At 65.6% G+C, this 19,132-nt stretch carries 17 protein-coding genes; 3 read left to right on the top strand and 14 right to left on the bottom strand.

The annotated features are described in order from the left end of the window. Window positions 1-2: 2 nt before the first annotated feature. Window positions 3-1,874 (bottom strand): ABC transporter substrate-binding protein, encoded by a 1,872-nt coding sequence (locus E2F48_RS05480; protein WP_133402999.1) that lies wholly within the window; start codon window positions 1,872-1,874, stop codon window positions 3-5. Window positions 1,875-2,121: 247 nt separating this feature from the next. Between E2F48_RS05480 and E2F48_RS05475 the strand changes: the two genes are divergently transcribed. Beyond that, window positions 2,122-3,438 carry a M20/M25/M40 family metallo-hydrolase gene (locus tag E2F48_RS05475; RefSeq protein ID WP_133402998.1) on the top strand — a complete coding sequence of 439 codons (1,317 nt, stop codon included), beginning with the start codon at window positions 2,122-2,124 and terminating at the stop codon, window positions 3,436-3,438. A 26-nt stretch (window positions 3,439-3,464) separates the two neighbouring features. Here E2F48_RS05475 and E2F48_RS05470 read toward each other — a convergent pair whose 3' ends face one another. The 12 genes from E2F48_RS05470 to E2F48_RS05415 form a co-directional block, all read right to left on the bottom strand. Continuing rightward, a complete protein-coding gene (locus E2F48_RS05470; protein ID WP_133402997.1) occupies window positions 3,465-4,115 on the bottom strand; it encodes a DnaJ family domain-containing protein in 651 nt (216 codons plus the stop codon). A 162-nt stretch (window positions 4,116-4,277) separates the two neighbouring features. After that, the gene (locus E2F48_RS05465) at window positions 4,278-5,471 is read right to left on the bottom strand and encodes a polysaccharide pyruvyl transferase family protein (RefSeq protein ID WP_133402996.1); all 1,194 of its coding nucleotides are present in this window, start codon (window positions 5,469-5,471) and stop codon (window positions 4,278-4,280) included. A gap of 89 nt (window positions 5,472-5,560) precedes the next feature. Beyond that, entirely contained in the window at window positions 5,561-6,664 is a 1,104-nt protein-coding gene (locus E2F48_RS05460; RefSeq protein WP_133402995.1) for an aminopeptidase, read from the bottom strand. After that, a complete protein-coding gene (locus E2F48_RS05455; protein ID WP_133402994.1) occupies window positions 6,654-8,171 on the bottom strand; it encodes an FGGY-family carbohydrate kinase in 1,518 nt (505 codons plus the stop codon). Before E2F48_RS05455 ends, E2F48_RS05460 begins: the two co-directional genes overlap by 11 nt. 7 nt (window positions 8,172-8,178) lie before the next feature. Further along, window positions 8,179-8,991: a BtpA/SgcQ family protein gene (locus E2F48_RS05450; RefSeq protein ID WP_133402993.1), complete on the bottom strand. Its 813-nt coding sequence runs from the start codon at window positions 8,989-8,991 to the stop codon at window positions 8,179-8,181. Continuing rightward, on the bottom strand, window positions 8,988-9,908 hold the full coding sequence (locus tag E2F48_RS05445; protein WP_133402992.1) for an NAD(P)-dependent oxidoreductase: 921 nt from the start codon (window positions 9,906-9,908) through the stop codon (window positions 8,988-8,990). Before E2F48_RS05445 ends, E2F48_RS05450 begins: the two co-directional genes overlap by 4 nt. Before the next feature lie 65 nt (window positions 9,909-9,973). Next, on the bottom strand, window positions 9,974-10,585 hold the full coding sequence (locus E2F48_RS05440; RefSeq protein ID WP_133402991.1) for a DAK2 domain-containing protein: 612 nt from the start codon (window positions 10,583-10,585) through the stop codon (window positions 9,974-9,976). A 5-nt stretch (window positions 10,586-10,590) separates the two neighbouring features. After that, entirely contained in the window at window positions 10,591-11,592 is a 1,002-nt protein-coding gene (locus E2F48_RS05435; protein ID WP_133402990.1) for a dihydroxyacetone kinase subunit DhaK, read from the bottom strand. Continuing rightward, the gene (locus E2F48_RS05430) at window positions 11,589-12,695 is read right to left on the bottom strand and encodes an ABC transporter permease (protein ID WP_246018531.1); all 1,107 of its coding nucleotides are present in this window, start codon (window positions 12,693-12,695) and stop codon (window positions 11,589-11,591) included. The genes E2F48_RS05435 and E2F48_RS05430 overlap by 4 nt, the downstream gene beginning before the upstream one ends. A gap of 2 nt (window positions 12,696-12,697) precedes the next feature. Continuing rightward, on the bottom strand, window positions 12,698-13,741 hold the full coding sequence (locus E2F48_RS05425) for an ABC transporter permease (protein WP_133402989.1): 1,044 nt from the start codon (window positions 13,739-13,741) through the stop codon (window positions 12,698-12,700). Then, window positions 13,738-15,258: a sugar ABC transporter ATP-binding protein gene (locus E2F48_RS05420; RefSeq protein ID WP_133402988.1), complete on the bottom strand. Its 1,521-nt coding sequence runs from the start codon at window positions 15,256-15,258 to the stop codon at window positions 13,738-13,740. Before E2F48_RS05420 ends, E2F48_RS05425 begins: the two co-directional genes overlap by 4 nt. Window positions 15,259-15,336: 78 nt before the next feature. Then, a complete protein-coding gene (locus E2F48_RS05415) occupies window positions 15,337-16,383 on the bottom strand; it encodes an autoinducer 2 ABC transporter substrate-binding protein (RefSeq protein WP_133402987.1) in 1,047 nt (348 codons plus the stop codon). 234 nt (window positions 16,384-16,617) lie between these two features. Between E2F48_RS05415 and E2F48_RS05410 the strand changes: the two genes are divergently transcribed. Both E2F48_RS05410 and E2F48_RS05405 read left to right on the top strand, forming a co-directional pair. Next, window positions 16,618-17,373: a DeoR/GlpR family DNA-binding transcription regulator gene (locus tag E2F48_RS05410; RefSeq protein ID WP_133402986.1), complete on the top strand. Its 756-nt coding sequence runs from the start codon at window positions 16,618-16,620 to the stop codon at window positions 17,371-17,373. A 62-nt stretch (window positions 17,374-17,435) separates the two neighbouring features. After that, complete coding sequence (locus tag E2F48_RS05405; protein ID WP_133402985.1) at window positions 17,436-17,909, top strand: DUF6194 family protein; 474 nt, start codon at window positions 17,436-17,438, stop codon at window positions 17,907-17,909. 74 nt (window positions 17,910-17,983) lie between these two features. Here the strand turns inward: E2F48_RS05405 and E2F48_RS05400 are convergent, their stop codons facing one another. Beyond that, on the bottom strand, window positions 17,984-19,060 hold the full coding sequence (locus E2F48_RS05400; protein ID WP_165968698.1) for an exonuclease domain-containing protein: 1,077 nt from the start codon (window positions 19,058-19,060) through the stop codon (window positions 17,984-17,986). Between the last annotated feature and the right edge of the window lie 72 nt (window positions 19,061-19,132).

Here is a 19,132-nt window from a genome sequence, read left to right as displayed (position 1 = left end):
GGTTACTGCCGGTCGTCCGCGGTGGCGCGGCGGCGCTTGGCCAGGAAGAACGCTGCGAGTCCACCGACGACGAGCACTCCGACGACGGGGATGATCACCGCTTCGGGGTTGGCTTCGCTGGTTGCCCCGGCCGCTTCGAGCTCACCGGCCGGCGTCGCGCTGTAGACGCCCCAGGGGCCGTTCTGGGCCAGGATGACCCCGCCCTCCTTGGGCTGGGTGGTGAACGGTTCGAACTTGTCGGACCGGTAGGCCTCGAGGGAGTCGGCGTAGAACAGGACGTGGTTCACGGCGGCGTCGTAAATCAGCTTCTGGGCCTCGACGACGAGTTCACTGCGGCGTTCCTGGTCGAGTTCGGTGTGCTGTTCCTTGTAGAGGGCGTCGAACTCCGGGGAGCACCAATTGGATTCGTTGGTGGCGCCGGTGCCGTCGGCGTTCGGGCGCGAGGAGCACTGGTTGATGGAGAGCTGGAAGTCGGGGTCGGGCCCGATGCCCCACCCGGTGAAGTACATGTCGTAGTTGCCGAGGATCGAGTCGTCGTTAAGCTGGCCGGAGGCCTTGATCTCGGTGGTGGCCTCGATGCCGATCTCCTTGAGCCACGGCACCACATAGTCGGCCATCTGGGCGTGGGTTGGCTTGCTGTTGCTGCCGGCGAGGCGGAGCTTCAGCGGCTTGCCCTCCTTGTCCAGACGGATGCCGTCCGGGCCCATCTTGTAGCCGGCCTCGTCGAGGATCCGGTTGGCTTCCTCGGGGTCATAGCTGTAGGGCAGTTCCTCGTCGGTGTCCCAGTGGTACAGCGGGTACACGGCGGGGATCTCGCCGGTGGCCTGTTCGCCGAGGCCTTCGAGGACCTTCTCCAGCAGGGTCTTGCTGTCGATGGCGCGGGCGATCGCCTTGCGCAGTTCGATGTCCTGCAGGGCGGGGTTGCCGTCGCCCATGAGCTTGCCCTCGGAGTTGATCGTGCCCGAGTTGATGTTCAGCGCCTGGTAGCGACGTCCTGCGCCGGAGTTGACGGTGATGTTCTCCTCGGACTCGAGGGCCTTGTACTGCGCCGGGGTGAGGTCGCCGACGACGTCGAGTTCGCCGTTGAGCAGTGCCTGCACGGCGGCGTCGCTGTTGCGGTAGGGCACGTAGGTGACGGCGTCGACCTTGGCCTTGCCCCGCCAGTAGTTGGGGTTGGCCTTCATGCGCACGCCCGAGCTCGGGCTGTAGCTTTCGACGGTGAACGGGCCGCTGCCGACCGCGTTCTCGGAGTTCTCGAAGGTGGAGGGGTCCTCGACCTTGGACCAGATGTGCTCGGGCACGATCGCGAGGTCGGCACCGGGGTTCGGTGCCTGCGCCTCGTTCAGCGTGATGACGAGGGTCTGGTCGTCGGTTGCCTCGACGGAGTCGATGTTCTCAAGGAGCGTGCCGTTGGCCGCCTTGAGGGTGTCGTCCTCGGCGATCGCGTTGAAGGTGAACTCGGCATCCTGGGCGGTCACCGGCTCGCCGTCGGACCACTTGCGGTCCTCGCCGATGGTGTAGGTCCAGGTGGTGCCGTCCTCGGAGGTCTCCCAGGACTCGGCCAGGGCCGGCACGATCTCGTTGTTTTCCGGGCCGTAGGTGACGAGGCCTTCATACTGCAGCAGCAGGATGTTGGTGCTGGCCGCAAGGATGGCGGTGAAGGGGTTGAGGGAGTCGATGTCGCCGGTGAGGGCGAGCTTCAGCGTTGTGTCTTCCGCCTTTTCACTGGCGGTGGCCGCGGGAAGGGCCAGTGCGCCGGGCGTGAGGGTGAGTGCCGCGGCGAGGAGGCCTGCTCCTGCGGTGCGGCGGAGCCCAGCGCCTCGGGGGAAGGGGCGCAGCGGCCCGTCGGTGGGGATGGGAGACCTGGATGCCATCGTTTCTCTTTCGCTTGAGCCTGCCAGCAGGTCAGGGTGGCCGAGGCAGAGCGCCGCGGACCCGATTCCGGTGAGAGAAGAACCCGCCTGGAGTATCGGCCGTCACCACGCTGTGCGGCCGATGTAAGTAAGCTACACAGGAGCCTGTTGTGATGCAAACCACTTACCAAGGTGTGTTCGATCACACGGTACAGTCGAAAGGCGAGGCGGATTTCTACGCCTCGGCACCCCAGCACCGGAGGAACAGATGGGCAGCATCGATACGGCCGAGTTGTGCGCAGCACTCATCCGCTTCGACACGAGCAACTACGGCGAGGGCAAGAGCGAGGGTGAGCGCGGCGCCGCCGAGTTCATCGCCCGGCTCCTCACCGACGCCGGTTACGCGCCGCAGATCCTCGGCCCCACCCCGGAGCGTGCCTCGGTGGTCGTGCGGGTGCCCGGCGCCGACCGCTCCCTGCCTGGACTGCTTGTCCACGGCCATCTCGATGTCGTTCCGGCCGAGCCGGAGCAGTGGAGCGTCGATCCGTTCGCCGGCGAGATCCGCGACGGGTACATCTGGGGCCGGGGTGCCAGCGACATGAAGGACATGGTGGCCATGACCCTGGCCACGCTCCTGACCTGGGCCGAGGAGGGCACCGGCCCGCAGCGCGACGTCGTCGTCGCCTTCGTCGCCGATGAGGAGGACAAGGGCGACTACGGGGCCCTGTGGCTCGTTGCGGAACACCCGGAGCTGTTCGCGGGCGTCGAGGCAGCCATCGGGGAATCCGGCGGGGCACCGACCTTCCTCACCTCGGACACCGGGGAGGAGGTGCGGCTGTACCCGGTGGCGGCCGCCGAGCGCGGCACCATGCACATGCGAATCACCACGACGGGCACCTCCGGCCACGGCTCGCGGCCGAACGCCGACAATGCCGTCATCCACCTGCTTGAGGCGCTGCACCGGGTCACCGAGCACTCCTGGCCGATCGTGCTGACCCCCACAGTGAGGGCGTACCTCGAGCAGACGAACGCGGCGCTCGGGCATTCGGTGGACCTGACCACCGAGGAAGGCGTTGAGGAAGCGGTGGAGCGGATGGGCGACCTCGGCGGCGTGGCGCGGACCACCATCCGGTGCTCGTCGACGCCCACGGTGCTCAATGCCGGCTACAAGGTGAATGTCATTCCGGGCATCGCCCACGCCGAACTGGACGTGCGGTGCCTGCCGGGCACCGAGGAGGAAACCCTGGCGGTGCTTGACGGCCTGCTGGGCCCGCGGGTTTCGAGGGTCTTCATCTCGCACCAGCCGCCGGTGCAGGCACCGATTGATTCGCCCTGGTTCGGGGCCATGCGGGCGGCCCTGGAGCGGCACGACCCGGCCGCCGTGGTGGTGCCGCGGTGCATGGGCGGTGGAACCGATGCGAAGGCGTTCACCCCGCTGGGCATCGCCTGCTACGGCTTCTCACCGCAGGGCGCGGATCCGGAGGGCCGGACCTCGGACGGCGTGCACGGGATCAACGAGCGGGTTTCGGTGCACGGCGTGAGGACGGGCCAGCGGATCCTTCAGGACTTCCTGAGCACCGTCTAGTAAGCATCGGTCGAGGCACCCCGCGCTCAGCCCGTGCCCTTCCAGACCCGCTTCCACCAGGAGCGTCGCTCGGCCTCCTCTGCGGTGGCGTCCTCGTCCCGGGCGGTCTGCGCCGCCTTTGCGGTACGCCGCTGGTGCCACCGCTCCACCTCGCCGTCGACGTCGCGCACCTTGGTGATGACGGGCGGACCGCCCAGGAGCTGGCGCCGCGCTTCGATGACCCGCTGGTTGAAGTCCTCGACGATGTCCCGGACCTGCTTCTCGGTATAGACATGGTCGAGGCGGTTATCCAGCCCGGCATCCTCGGTGCGCAGCAGGATGGCCTTCGGCCCGAGTCCGGTAAGGTTCTCGCGTTCGATCAGGCCGGTGACCCACCAGTCCGGGTCGTGAGCCTCACCCAGCCCGGGGATCGGCTTGCCGGCGTACTTGAGGTTGTCCCAGTCCCCACGCGCCATTGCCTCGCGCACCAGGAAGTCGGCCCGGGCAGCGTTGTCCTTGAGGCGGGCCCGCGCGGCGAGTGCCTCGTCGTCGGAAACCTGGCGGGATTGTGACGCCTCGGCCTCTTCCTTGCGCAGTTGGGCGAGGTACCCCTGCGGATCGCCGGATTCCCGTGCGGCCCGGTACTCCGCGGCACGCTGCATGCGGCGTTCGTACTCGCGCGCTGCCCTGCTGTTCATTTCGTCGCCGCCTTTCACGCACCCTGAAGGCGTCTCGGTCGCGTCGGTCCTTTAAGTATTCCGGGACCGGTGGGGGCGCGGCAACCGCAGGATAAATCCGCGGTGTGCAGGGACCGGTGTGACGCTCAGTGGCAGGTCCCACACCTTTACGCGTAACAGGGCTCAGCGGGCCAGCTTGTTCCTCAGGGCGCCGCCGATTGAGCCTCCGAGGAACCGCGCAGCGGCGGGAGGCACTGAGGCTGCGGGGGTGGGTGCCGGGTACAGCCGTTCGGCCTCTGCCCGTTTGTCGGCTACCAATACCGACAAATCGTTCGCAAGCTGTCCGCGCTCCCGGGGCATCGAGGGGGTCTCGTCTTCCAGGGCCAGGACCCAGCCGCTCCCAAGGGTCTCGACTGACCGGTGTGCAACGTCGTAGTAGCCCTTCTTCATGCCGACGGCGATACCTCTGCCTCCTGCTGCGGCACCCAGGAGATGGAGGTGGAAGCGGCTCGTCACCCAGGTCTGGTGCGGAGAGAGCGGCAGCCCGTGAATCCAGACGTGCATGAACGAAAGGAAGTTCTCCTCCGGAATCAGGTCGGCCAGGCGCTGGTAGGCGGCGTAGTCCCCGCCCGGGATGGCCTCAACATAGTAGACCTTGCGGCCCTGCTCCCGCGCCTCCTCGACAGCCTTGCGGGCGAAATCGACGGCGCCATCGAAGCGTTCGGCGTCGATCGTATCGCTCTGGATGCATACGTACAGTCCGTCAGAGAATCGATTGCGCGACATCTCCTCGGTGACGCCGAGGAACGCGTCGTCGAGCCCGCGCGTTACGCCGTACGCTTCGGCTCCCGCGTCGTCGCGGGCGCTGACGTGGTCGAAGTCCTCGAACAGTTCGGGGGCGGGCACTCCTTGGCTGATCACCGGCATCAAACCCTGGCCGGTGGCGAACAGCCGCGCCCCGGTCAGGGAGCGGACAGCGCGCAGAGCGTGAACCAGACCGGCGTGGCTCGCCCAGTTGTCGTTGATGTACCCTCCACCGAGCAGGTGGAACGACTCGGCGTCGCGCAGTTTCAGCAGGCCCAGGTCGTAATAGGGCGAACCAAAACCGGTGATGCGCGAGGTGATGATCTCCGCGGCCTCCCCGACCGGGCGTCCGGCGTTTTCCTGGACGAGCCGCCAGAGCGTATTCGTCACGCGAAGATTGGGATGCAGGCCGTTGAAGAGCACCTGTGCAAGGCCCGGGTTCGGGCAGTCCAGCCATACCTCGGCCTCGGGCCGCGCGGTGGCAAGGTGCCGGAGCCATGATGCGGCGATGAACTCATCCCCAAAATTTGGGTTACCAGAAGGACCAATGAGGTAGATGAGACCCTGTTGCATGGGGAAAAGCTTAGCCCAGTGGCGCTTCCTTCCGGGGAACTCCGGCTATGTGCCGCTGCACTCGGACGCTCCCGGGGCCAGCGGCGCGATCAGCCGGCCGCCCCCAGGGAGGCGCGGAGGAGAGGGTTGACCACTCGGCCGTCGGTGATGAGCGGGACGTTCCCCGCGGTCAGGTGGGAGCCGGGTGAGCGGAGGTCCTTCACGATGTCCCAATGCAGCGATGACTGATTGATGCCTCCGCAGGCGGGGTACGCCCGGCCCAGGGCAATATGGACGGTTCCAAGGATCTTCTCGTCGATGAGCAGGTCCCCCGTTGCGGTTCTCACTCCCGCGTTGGTCCCGATCCCGAGCTCGCCGACCCGCCGTGACCCGGAGTCGGTATTGAGAAGGGCGCCCACGAAGTCCTGCCCCCGCCGGGCGGAAGCGGTGACGACGAGGCCCCGTTCAAATTCAAGTTCAAGGTCCGTCACTGCCGTCCCGGCGAACCAGAAGGTGCCGGGGAAGCGGATATGGCCGTCCACGCCGTCGTCCACGGGCGCGGTCGCGATCTCGCCGTCGGGAAGGTTCGCCTCACCGGCGAAGGTAACCCACTGGCGGCCCCGCGTGCTGAGGGAGAGATGGGAGTCCGGTGTGCGGATCTGAACCGAATCCTCTTTCTCAAGCGTTCCGCATAGGGTCTCCCAGCGGGGCCTGAGCTGGTCCCAGTCCGAAAGGCAGCCGTCGAAGAACTCGGCAAGGAGCGTCTGGAACGGGACCCCGATAGCCGATGCCCACTCCGGTGTGGGGATGCGCACGAGAGCCCACCGGGTCTGTTCCCAGCGCAGGGTGGAGACCACTCCCTTGGCCCGGCGCTGGGCTGCCAGCCGGCGGGAGTCCACCTCGGAGTCCAGGGGCGGAAGCATTGCACGGAAGGACACGTGCACGTCCGCCCATTCCATTGAAGCGACCTCAAGGGGCGCCGGTTCCGCGAGGACCTCATCCGACGCGAAGTCCACGGCGAGCCTGTCGAACTTTTCGTCGGTTGCCAGCACCTGGGGCTGGGCACCGCGCCGGTAACACTCTTCGACAAACGCTTCGACCGCCGGTGCTGCCGCGGCATCGGTGACGAACACCGCAACCTTGCTGCCGCGCTGCACTCCTGTTCCCTTGGCGAGCTGGGCGGCCAGCAGCTTCCAGCGCATCTCAGCGGCCATGGAGCCTCACAGCCCGCGCTGTGTTGAGTGCGGAAAGTGTTTCATAGAGTTCCACATAGTCCTCGTGGTCGTTCCTCAGCGTATCGGCAGAGGCCTCGTCCGGTTCAATGGGCCGGCCCAGCTTCACCCACTGCCCGATGCTTTCGCGGTCCTTGAGCGCACCCACGGCGAAGGCCGCAAGAGCTGCGTCCCCGACCGCCGCGCCGTCAGTCTCCGCGATGCTCTGCGACAACCCAGTGATGTCGGTGACGCTTTGGGTGAAGATCGGGTTTTTCGTGCCCCCACCGACCGCTATCACCCGCCGGGGCAGCTCCCCCACGGCGGCATAGGCGGAGAGGGCGTGGGCAACCGAGTGCGCCACCCCTTCAAGGACGGCCCGCGCAATGTCGGCTCGGTCGTGGTCGAGGGAGAGACCGATGAGCGCACCGCGGCTGTGCGCGTCATGGACGGGGGTACGCTCCCCGCTGAAGTGGGGCAACAGCAGCAGGCCGCGGGATCCCGGCGGGGACTTTCCGGCGAGGGTGAGCAGTCTCCCGAAAAGTTCGTTGTCACCGGCGCCGTTATCGAGGCCCAGGAGGTCAACCACCCACCGGGTGAGCGTGCCGGCGGTCGAGGTGCCGGCCGCGAGCACAAAGGTTCCCGGGAAGACGTAGGGCGCCGACCAGAGGACCTTCCCGGCGATCGGCGCATTCGTCACCTTGATCATGTAGGTGGACGACCCGTACATCAGCATCAGGTCGCCCTCGTTGACCACGGAGGCGCTCACTGCTTCAGCCGGTGCGTCAACGGCTCCGAAGATGACGGGGACGCCCGGAGGCAGCCCGGTCTCGCCTGCCGCTCTTTCAGTAACTGTTCCGGCAATATCGGTGGACCACCCGAGCTCGGGCAGCTGCGCCGGGGAGATCAGGTCCTCACAGCCGGTGACGTCCCACTTCTGGTCGGCCATCCGGTAGAACGGATGGAAGTACCCGGCGGTCCCATGGTCCATGGTGACCCTGCCCGTCAGCCGGGCGACGATGTAGCCGTGGGCGCTGACATACCAGCGGGTTTTCGCGGCGACGTCGGGCTCGTTGGCTCCGATCCAGACGATTTTGGGGCCGCCCGACTGGCTGGTGAGGAGGTTCCCGCTGCGCGCGAGGAGCGCCTCCTCACCAAACCTTGTGGTCAGAGCTTTGATCTCCGCGGTCGCCCGGGTGTCCACGCCGTACAGGATTCCGGGGCGGAGCGGGCGCAGGTCCTCGTCGAGGGGAAGGACGCAGGGGCCGATGGCACTGCATCCCACGGCTTCGACGGTTCCCGAGGCTGCGGCATCCGAGGCCATGAGCTCCTGGGAAACCGCAGCAAAATCCGACCACCACACGACGTCGCCGTCCTGCTCGACGCACCCCGGGGCCGGAGTGGAGATGCCGTGGCGGCGCCGGGCCTGCGCCCACACCACCCCCCGCTCGTCGACAAGGACCCCTTTCGTCTCGAAGGTTCCAATGTCTATTCCCAGAAAGAGGTTCATGGCCGCGTTACAGGGACTTGCGGAGCGCGGCGACTTCTGACATCAGCTCAGCCACCCGGCGGGGGTCCGCTTCATTCTCGAAAACACCGTCCCTCTTAAAGTAGGTTCCCACGATCGCCGCATCGGCAATCCGCAGCTGTTCCTGCGCGTTGGCGGCCTTGACTCCTGTGTTGACGATCACCGGGGTGTCACCGGCGTTGTCTTTAACCGTCTGCAGCACGCTGGAATCCGTCGACGCCCCGGCGGTGAGCCCCGAAACGCAGAGACCGTCGGGCTTGCAGTTGAAAACGGTTGAACGGGCGATGTCGGCCACGGTGCGTGAGCCCAGATAGGACGCGGCCTCGGGCACGATATTGAAGAGCAGCCGGACGTCCTGCGCGCCGACAGCATTCCGGTGGCGCACTGTCCTTCCGACATTCGTATCCCAGGTCCCGAAGTCGGAGGCGTATACCCCTGTGAAGATCTCACGGACGAACTCCGCTCCTGTGGCCGCAGCGAGGTCGATCGAGGCTTCGGCGTCCCACAGAACGTTGACGCCGAAGGGAACCTGGATCTCGCTTCGCAGCTCCCCGATGATGCGGGCCATGGTGATGGCCGTGATCGGTTCGGTCTTGGTCAGGTAGGGAAGGCTGAACTCGTTGGAGATCAGGATGCCGTCCACTCCGCCCTCCTGAAGGGAAGCCAGTTCGGCCCGCGCGGAGCGCAGGACTCCCTGCAGTCCGTCGGCCGCGCGGTAGGCCGGATCACCGGGAAGTGCCTGCAGGTGGCACATCGCGATGACGGGTTTGGGCGTACCGAAAACCTTGTCCAGCCAGTTCATTGGACCTCCTGGTGTGCTGTTGCTGATGAGGAACCGGACAGCTCGACGTCGGCCGCCGCTGCCAGTGCCTTGATGAGGGCGGAGGCGTTTTCCTCACCCCAGCCCGAATCGACTGCCGTTCGGATGGTGCCGAGGGTCGCCTCGGTCGCCGGGATGGGGGCTCCGAGGCCGTCGGCGAAGTCCTTGACCAGGAGGGCGTCCTTCAGCATGAGCTTGAGGGCGAAACTTGGCGAGTAGTCCCCGGCCAGCACCGCACTGCCGACTCCGTCGAAGATTGGCGAGCGGAAATCAGTCACTGCGAAAACCCCGAGGACGTCCTGCAGGTCAAGTCCGGCCTTGCGGGCAAGGGTGAGCGATTCCCCCAGCGCCTCGAGCTGGGCAGCAACGGTCAGGTTTCCCACGAGCTTCATGCGCGCACCGTTGCCGGGGCCGCCCATGTAGTGGGTGGTCTCACTGATGGGATCGAGTACTTCCTTGGCGTCTTCAAAGACGTCCCTCGCCCCGCCTGCAACGATCCACAGGCCTCCCGCTGCCGCCTCCCCCTTCGATCCGAACACCGGTGCGTCGAGGAAGGAGATTCCCCGCGCCGAAAAGGCCTCCGCTTCCGCCAGGCTGGTTTCGGGGCTGATTGTCGAGAGGTCGATGACCACTGAATGCTCATCGACAAGCTCGGCAACTCCGCCCGGCGCGAGCACGACCTCGCGCACGGCCTTGTCGTCGGCGAGGCAGTACAGGACATAGTCGGCACCGCTCACCGCGTCCTGAAGCGATTCCGCGCGTCGGACCCCCGCCGCGTCGAGTTCCGGGGTGTCCCGCGGGGTCCGGTTCCAGGTGGTGACCTCGTGTCCGGCCGCGGCGAGGTTCGCGGCCATGCCGCGGCCCATCGTCCCCAGACCCAGATAGGCGATTCGTGCCATGTTTTCCTGCTTTCTCTTTCCGGCGTTTGCCGGAGAGACCTCCGGCAATCATGTAATGGAACGGGTCAGTTGGCGTCGCGCCAAGCCTCAAGGAATCGAAGCAGGGCCGTTGCACCGGGATCCTGAAGACCGATGCTCCGCTCCTGAAGCCAGGACGCCCTGCCGCGCATCGACTGCATTCCGATGGTTTCCCGCACTCCGCGCCCAGCGGCCAGGATGGCACGGTCCAGGGCTTCGTTCGCGGTATCCGCGCCCCGAAGTGCGTCGGCGGTCGGAGCGAGTGCGTCGAGGATGGTTTTGTCACCCACCTGAGACTTTCCGCGTTTGCCGATGCTGTCCGCCGCAGCGGCGATGAAATCAGCTCCACTGTCGATCGACACGGTCGTCGATTCGCCCCAGACGCGTGATCCGGCCAGCAGCGCGCCTGCAACGAGAGCCGCCATCGTCGATGGGTTGGCGTTGGCGAAGGCCTTGGCGCAGGTTTTCGCGATCTCGGCCGGCAGTGCGTCGTCAGGAAGTTCTTCAAGGGCCTGAATCACGGCCTTGGCTCCGAGTGAGACGGTGACACCCAGGTCCCCGTCGCCGAGCGCGGCGTCAAGGTCGCGCAGTTCATCGGCGTACTGCGTCACTTCGGCAAGGCTGTTGCGGATGGCAAGGTTCAGTGCTGCTCCGTCCATGGCACTCACCCTTCCCGGAAGAACGGAGAGGACGCCGGGGCGTTGAGGAGGGCAAGCCGTTCGTCATCGAGCTTCAGCAGTGAGAGCGAGGCGCCCGCCATCTCCAGGCTTGTCGCATACTCACCGACGTAGCGCTTCTCGACGGTGAGGCCGAGCTCCTCGGCGATGCGGTGCACCTTCCGGTACAGGACGTACAGCTCCTCCAGAGGGGTTGCGCCCATCCCGTTGACGAGGACTGCGATACGGTCCCCGGAGCTGAGGCCGAGATCCTCGACGAGGGGCCGCATCAGGCGTTCGGCTACCTCGTCCGCTGTCTCAAGCGCTCCGCGGTGGATTCCGGGCTCGCCGTGGATGCCGATGCCAATCTCCATCTCGCCGTCAGGCAGGTCGAAGCTCGCCTTCCCGGTGGTGGGCAGGATCGTCGGGGACAGGCCGATTCCCATCGTCGCCGTGTTCTCGATAATGTCTTCGGCCGCCGCTGCCACCTCCTTCAGCGAGTCCCCCCGTTCTGCTGCGGCACCGGCGGCCTTGTAGGCAAAGATGATGCCGGCAACGCCCCGGCGGTCCGCCGACCGCTCCTTGGGCTGGCTGGCGACGTCGTCGCGCCCGAGGACCGTCAGCGTCTCGATGTCCTCGAGTTCGGCGAGGTCGGCGGCGAGGTCGAAGTTGAAGACGTCCCCGCCGTAGTTGCCGTACAGGTACAGCACCCCGGCACCTCCGTCCACCGCCTTGGTTGCCTGGAAGATCTGGTCGGAGGAGGGCGAGGAAAACACGTTCCCGATGGCGACGGCGGAGCACAGCCCTGCGCCGACGTACCCCTTGAACAAGGGCAGGTGACCCGAGCCGCCGCCGGTCACGATGCCTACCCTGTCCTTCCGGGGGGCGTCCGCGCGCACCATAATCCGCTTGTCCTCCCCCGGGGTGCGCACCATGTCGGGGTGGGCGAGGATGATGCCCTCGATCATCTCGTCGACGAAGTTTTCGGGCTTATTAATCAGTTTCTTCATGATTTTCCTTGGGTTTCGGGGGCTGCTGGTACCGGGGGCTGGAGGTCCCGTTTACGTCGTCGGGCGCGGAAGCGCATCTGATCCGCGACCATGACAGCGATCAGGATCACGCCCTGGGCGATTGAATATTCATAGGCGGAGAGCCGCAGGGCGTTGAAACCGCTCGACACCACCTGGAGGGTGAGCGTTGCGAGCACCACGCCGGCGACAGTGGCGAACCCGCCGGCGGGGTTGGTTCCGCCGAGCACGGCGATAACGATCACCAGCAGCACGTAGGAGGATCCGTAGTCGGCACTTGCCGTCGGGTTCCGGGCGATGAAGACGATCCCTGCGAGTCCGCCCAGCAGTCCGGAGGTGACATATGTCGAGGTGAGCACCCCTCTGCTTCCAATGCCGGAGTACCGGGCGGCCACGGGGTTGGCGCCTTGCAGCTGGAGTTTCAAACCCAGCGGTGTCACGTTGACCAGCACCGCGACGACGACGGCAATCAGCAGGAAGAACAGGAAGAGCACCGGGACGCCGGCGATTGTGGTTTTGGCGATGACGCTGAGCGACTCGGGGGCGCCGTAGAGGGTTTGGCCACCGGTCCAGACGACGGCGATGCCGTTGAGGATCTGCATGGTGGCAAGTGTCGCCAGAATCGGGGTGATCCCGATGACGCCGATGAGGAAGCCGTTGAACCAGCCGGCGACGGCGGCCAGGGCCAGCCCCAGCAGCAGGATGAGGGGAAGGAGCGAGTTCGCCTGCCCGGGATTGCCAGCGGCCAGGCCCGCGTACAGCGTGGTGATGGTGATCGCCGTGAAGTTGGCGATCGCGACGACCGAGAGGTCGATTCCCCCGGTGAGCATGGCCAGCATCATGGCGATGGCAAGGATCCCGATCTCGGGGGCCGACACAGCGATGTTTTCGAGGTTCAGCGGGTTGAGGAAGATTGACGGCCGCAGGAGGGTGAAGAAGGCAAACGCCGCCACCAGTAGCACGAGCATACGCACGACGCTCCGGTCCCGCGTCAGCCTGCCGAGCATTGCACCCATGCCATTGTCGATCTGGGCGTTGAATCCGCCGGGGGTCCGCAGGTCGGGTTTGTTGCTTGTCTGCGCCATGGCTACTCCTTCACCTCGTCGTTCACGAGAACCCGTTTCGACTCACGCTTGGCGGAGATCGCCTGGATGCCCACACCGATCACGAGCAGCACGCCGACCGCCGTGCGCTGCCAGGCGGTGGGAACCCCGACCAGGATGAGGCTGTTGTTGATCAGCTGCACCAGCAGCACACCAAGCACGGTGCCGAGGACCGAGCCGCGTCCTCCGAAGATGGAGGCTCCGCCGAGAACGACGGCAGCGATGATGTCCAGCTCGGTCCCGACGAGGTCCTGCGGGTTGGCGTTGCGGCCGAGGATCACGTGGAAGACGCCGGCCAGCGCGGCGAGCACTCCAGCCAGGACGTACAGGGCGATCTGGATCCGCACCACGGAGAACCCGGCGCGGCGCGCTGCCTCCATGTCACCGCCCAGGGCGTAGATTCCCCGGCCGAACATTGTCCTTCGCAGCATCAGGGCGATGAGGACACACAGGAGGACAACCGGGACCACGAGGACATGCAGGTAGGCGTTTGCCCCTCCGCCCTCCAGGGAGATGAGATTCGACGTCGAAACCGCGGACATGCTTCCGGGGAGGTCCGCGATGTACCGGGAACCGATGTAAGCCACCAGGAGGCCCCGGAAGATGCCTTGGGTGCCGAGGGTGACGATGAGGGTTGAAAGCCGGAATCTCGCAATCACCGCGCCGTTGACCAGTCCAAGCAGGGCCCCGATCAGGCATGCGAAGAGGACGATGGCGATCAACCCGGGGTCGAAGTTCCCGCTGCCGGTAAGTTTGACCGCCGTGTAGGCGGCAAAGATCGCGATCGCCGCGAAGGAGACATCGATACCGCCGCTGATGATGACGATGAGGACCGCGAGCGCAAACACGAGAGGGACGATCGAGCTGCGCAGGATGGCGAAGAAGGTTCCGACGGAGAAAAACGACGGGCTGATGATCGTCATGCCGATAATGAGGACGACCAGCACCAAGGCGAGGACGCCCTCGTTGTTGGCGCCCTTGAACCGGGCAAGGCCGCTGGCACGGGGCAGCGTGCGGGTCTCGCTCATGCCGCCATCAGCTCCTCAATGGCTGTACCGTTCACGCCGTCGCCTTCAAGGATGTCAATCACCGAGCCCTGCCGGACGATGAGGACCCGGTTGCACACCGTGACGAGCTCGGGCACGTCGTCCGAAATGACCAGAACGCCCATACCGTTTCCCGCCTGCTCCCTGAGCACCGCGAGGATCTCTTCCTTCGATCCAACATCGACACCGACCGTCGGACCGTTGAGCATCAGGACCTTGGGCTGGTTGGCGAGCCACTTGGCCAGCACGACGCGTTGTGCGTTGCCGCCCGAGAGGCTGCGGACCGGGGCCAGCACATTCGGTGCTTTGATGCGCAGCTGATCGAACAGCCGGCGGATGGAGGACGAGACCTTCTTCGAATCGAGGAGGACCGGTCCCCTGCGGTGCTTATCGACCGACCCCGCGATGATGTTGTCCGCGATCGACTTCTCCAGAAAGAGCCCCTGGGTCAGCCGGTCCTCGGGCACGTAGCCGATGCCGGCGCGGATGGCGTCGTCGATCGAGCGGACGCGGACAGTCTTGCCCTCCACCTCGACGGTTCCCGAATCGGCGGGAAGCACTCCAAACAGGGATTCAGCGATTTCGCTTCGTCCGGAGCCGAGCAGTCCGGTGATCCCCAGGATCTCTCCCCGGTGGAGGTCGAAGGACACGTCGTGGAAGGCGCCCGAGACCGAGAGCGAACGAACGCTGAGGACGGGTCGCTCTTCGAGTTGGGGACTCGTGATGAGCCGGGTCTCGTTCACGGCCCGCCCGGTCATGTGCTTGATGAGGGACCGCCGGTCGAAACCGGTGGTGGGCCCTGAGACAACGTGGATGCCGTTCCTCAGGATTGTCAGGTCCTGCGAGACCTGAAGCGCTTCTTCGAGCTTGTGGCTCACAAAGACCAGGGCGACCCCGCGGTCCTGGAGTTTGCGGACAATGCCGAAAAGCCGGGCCACCTCGCTGTGGGTGAGGGCCGTCGTGGGCTCATCCATGATGATGACGCGTGCCTCACTGACCAATGCCCGGCAGATGGCGGTGAGCTGCTTGTCCGCGACGGACAGCCGTTCGACGTCCTTGTCGAGGTCGAGCGTCAGCCCGAGCTCCTTGACGATGCGTTCGGCGGCCGGACGGTTCTTGCCGGCCGAAAAGACCTTTGACCGCTTCGCGACGACCGAGGTGAGGACGATATTCTCGGCCACAGTGAGGTTCGGGAACAGGGAGAAATCCTGGTAGATGACCTGGATTCCTTCCTTTATGGCCTGTGACGGCGTCATGAAGGGGTGGGGCTTGCCGTCGATGAAAATTTCGCCGCCGTCGGGACGCTCGGCCCCGCTGATGATCTTGATCAACGTCGACTTGCCGCATCCGTTCTCACCCGCGAGGCAGTGGACGTGGCCGGCTTGAAGGGCGAGGGATACCCCCTCAAGGGCCTTCGCTCCCCCGTAGCTCTTGGATATATTGCGCACTTCCAGGACGGGCACACCGGGCTGCCCCGTCGGCGGGTTGCTGCTTGTCATGAAGATGTCCTTTGGCGGTTCGGGGTCCGTGCGCCCCGTCTGCAGCGCACGGACCCCGATGTGCGGGGATGAACCGGTCTAGAAGTCGTAGTCGCCGACGTTCTCGGCGTCGACCTCAACCGCCGCATCGCCGACGACAACGTTGTCGAAACCCTCGAGCTTCTTAAGCGAGGTGTAGCCTTCGATTCCCAGGTCCGTGCCATCCCCGACCGTCTCGCCTTCAGCGAGCAGCTGCGCGATTTTCAGCTGGGCTTCGCCGGCCAGCGCGGGGTCCCAGAAGAAGATTTTGTCGATCGAGCCGTCCTCAAGATACTTCTGCGACACCGACGGGATGCTGGTTCCCATGACGCAGACGTCATCTTCGCGGCCCGCCTCCTGCACCGCGCGGGCGATACCGGCGACATCTGTGCCGGCCGAACCCTGGAAGCCCTTGATGTCGGGGTACTTCGCCAGGACCTCCTTGGCCCGCGAGTACGCGACGCCCTCGTCCTCCTTGCTTTCGATCGGGTCTTCAACACGGGTGAGGTCCGGATATTCGGCCTCCTGCTGGTCCAGTGCGCCCTGGACCCAGTCCATGTGGGTCTTGGCCGTGAGGCCGCCGACGAAGGAGACATACTCACCCTCACCGCCCATGCACTCCGCGAGGTTGTCCATGATCTGGGCGCCGTAGGCCTTGTTGTCGAACGCTTCGATGTCGATGTCCGCGTTCTTGATGCCGCTGGCCTCGTGGGTGACCACCACGATGCCCTGCTCCCGTGCCTGCGCGAGGACGTTCTCAAGGCCCTCGGGTGAGTTGGGAACCACGGTAATGGCGGTCGGGTTCTGCGGAATGAGGTCCTGGATGATCTGGATCTGCTTCTCAGGACTTGCGTCATCGCCGCCGACCTGCCGGGCGTCGATGCCGGTCGAGTCGGCGAAGCTGGTGACGCCTTCCTCCATCCGGTCGAACCAGCCGACGCCGGTGATCTTGACGACGGTCACCATAGACATATCCTCCGCGGCTCCAGCGTCGCCTCCGCCCGAACCTCCGCCTTCGGAGCCTCCGCCCCCGGTGGTGCCACAGGAGGCAAGGAGCATGGCGGCAGCTCCCACTGAAAGAAATTTGACGGCATTTCCGTGCTTCATTGCCACTCCTTTGTGACGGTGCCAGTGCTGCCTCGTGCTGCACTCGTGCGGGACACCGATAGTGAAACTGCGGTGAACTCTAAAGTCGCGTCTGCGCGGGTGTCAATGAATTTTGCTCAATCCTTGCACGATTCAGGGAGGCCTCTGCGCGATATTTGCACGATATCGCGCATTCCGCGCGGTACTATACTTGCATTGCCGCCAAGGAGGACGACAGATGACCAAAGCCGACATATGACCAGACAAGCGATGATTCTTGAGATCCTGCAGGAGGAGGGCTTCCAATCGGTCGTAGGCCTCGCGCAGCGGCTGGACGTCAATCCATCGACCATCCGCCGGGAGTTCGAGAAGCTCGAACGCATGGAGCTCCTGCAGCGCACGCACGGCGGGGCGTATCCGATGAAGCATCTGGACACTCCGTCGGCGATCAAGGAATCCCTTCACAAGCGCGAGAAACGGGCCATCGGAAAGGCCATGGCGGACAAGGTCCTCGATGGGCAGACAATCCTGCTCGACAGCGGATCGACGACCCTCGAAGTGGCGAAGCACCTCAAACACTCACGGCTCACCGTCGTCACCAACGACCTGCGCATCGGCGTTGAGATTGCGGAGCGGCAAAGTGCCCACCTTGTCTTCATCGGGGGTGAACTGCTCCCCAACGTCTACACGCTGTGGGGCCCCTCATCGGTGCAGCAGATCGAGCACCTGCGCGTCGACGTCGCGATCTTCGGGGCCGACACGGTTGACGAACAGGGAATCTTCAACACAAGCAGCTACGAGATTGAGCTCAAGAGGACCATGCGGTCGATCGCGAAGGAAGCGTTCTTCGTGGCCGACAGTTCCAAGTTTGGGAGGGAAGCACTCTTCAAGGTCTTCGACCTTGATCAGTTCACTGCCGGCATCACCGACACGATGCTCGACCCCATCCGCGCCTCCCACTTTCCGGTGCCGATCATCACGGTCAATCCGCGCAACGACTCGGGAATATAGGCAGCGCGGGACACGACGGCCACGCCCTTTACCCCTGGCTGACTGCCTGAAAAACTGGGCAGGTGAACGAGCAGGAGATCATCGCGTTCGTCTCGGACCTGCCGGGCGTCGTGGTGGACACCGCAACGGAGGACTCCGGCGCTCCGGAGGCCGCGTGGGGCGACACCTTCATCTTCTATGACCCCGACGACAACGCTCCGACGTACCGGCGCTACCCCTTCGCGACGATCGTCGTCAGCGACTACCCGGGCTTCGACACCGCCTCCGACCTGGACCGGCCAGGGATCTTTCGGCTCAATATTTTCGTGGGATCGTCGATGTACGAGGCCCTGGTGGGCCACCCGGCCGATCAGCACGCCGAGCATCTTGCGGAATTCGACTTTACCGAGGTGGACCGCATCCTGCCCCATCCCGTCTACGGTTCACAGGCCTGGGTGTCCATCCTCAACCCGGGTACGGCCACGGCGGAGAAGACACGATCCCTGCTGCTCCATGCCCGCGAGAATGCCGTGCGGCGCTACGACCGGCGGCATTGAAAGCCGCCCGCCGGCGCCCCCAACGGGGTAGGCAGACCCGCGGGTGCCGACGTCTCCGGAACCCCTATGGCCACCTACCGCGAGCGGCGGATGCTTCCCAGAAGCCTCAGGACGCCCGCTGCGACAAACTCCAGCGGTGAACCGGCGGCACCTGCCCGGGGCGCCGCGAGGGCAGGGGGCGCCGCGAGGGCAGGGGTCGCTGCAAGGGCCACCCTCTCCAGTAGATCCTCGACACCGCCGGCTGCAGGTGCGAGCCATTCGAGCAGCTGCTTCTCGCTGACGGCCTGGATCGCCTGGCCTGCCTCGATGTACTGCAGGGCCTTGCGTTCCTTGCCGCTGTCCGTGCTGATTTCCACGCGGGCGCTGTTCGGATCCTGCCGCCCGATGACGAGCATCGTTGTCTTCTTGGTGATGTTCTTGGCGTTGACCGCCCCGCAGTGCGCGCTCTGCGCCATGGCCTCCGGCCGCCCGAGGGTCAGGAGCTCCCCGGTGAAGACGATGACTTGGCCAAACAGCGGGTGGGAGGGGTCCGCCAGCGGATTGGGCTGTGGAAGATCCGCCGGCGCGGGCTCGCTGCGGTATCGGTGCGAACCGGAGGACTTCGGGGGCTTGGCGGGCCACAGCAGCTCAAGGGTGGAGAGTCCGTCCCTGCGGGCGATGGCCAGCACGGCGTTCGCGCAGGTCTCGGCGTCGCTGCCGGCGTCGTGGTGTTGGAAGCTGCTCAAGCCGAGGGCCTCGGCGACCTGCGGCAGCCGGTTCACCTCGAGGTCCAGCCGGCGCCGCGCCAGCTCAAGCGAGCAGCGGAACTCCACCTCGGGCACCTCAAGGTTGGATTCCAGGCAGGCATTCCGAAACACGGAGCGGTCGAACGACGCGTTGTGCGCAACGAGGGCATCTCCCGCCGCGAAGTCCAGGATCCGCTGCAGGGAGGTCGCCCAGGAGTCCGCGCCGATGACATCCCTCGGACGGACCCCATGCACGGAGATGTTCCGCGCATCGAAGTGGTCGATTCCCGCGGGCGGCCGAATGAGCCAGCTCTGCGACTCGGCGACGGCCCCGGCCCGCACCTTGGTGAGCCCGACGGCGCATACCGATCCGCGCTTGCTGTTGGCCGTCTCAAAATCGATGGCCGTGAAGTTCAGGTTGTGCACTCGTCCCCTTGAGCTGATGGCATACGGGACCTCGCACGAAGCCCACAAGAGCCTATCCCGCGAAGTCCCGAC

The organism is Arthrobacter crusticola (genome assembly GCF_004357995.1).
Classification (GTDB): domain Bacteria; phylum Actinomycetota; class Actinomycetes; order Actinomycetales; family Micrococcaceae; genus Arthrobacter_D; species Arthrobacter_D crusticola.
This window is presented reverse-complemented; position numbering and strand designations above follow the sequence as displayed.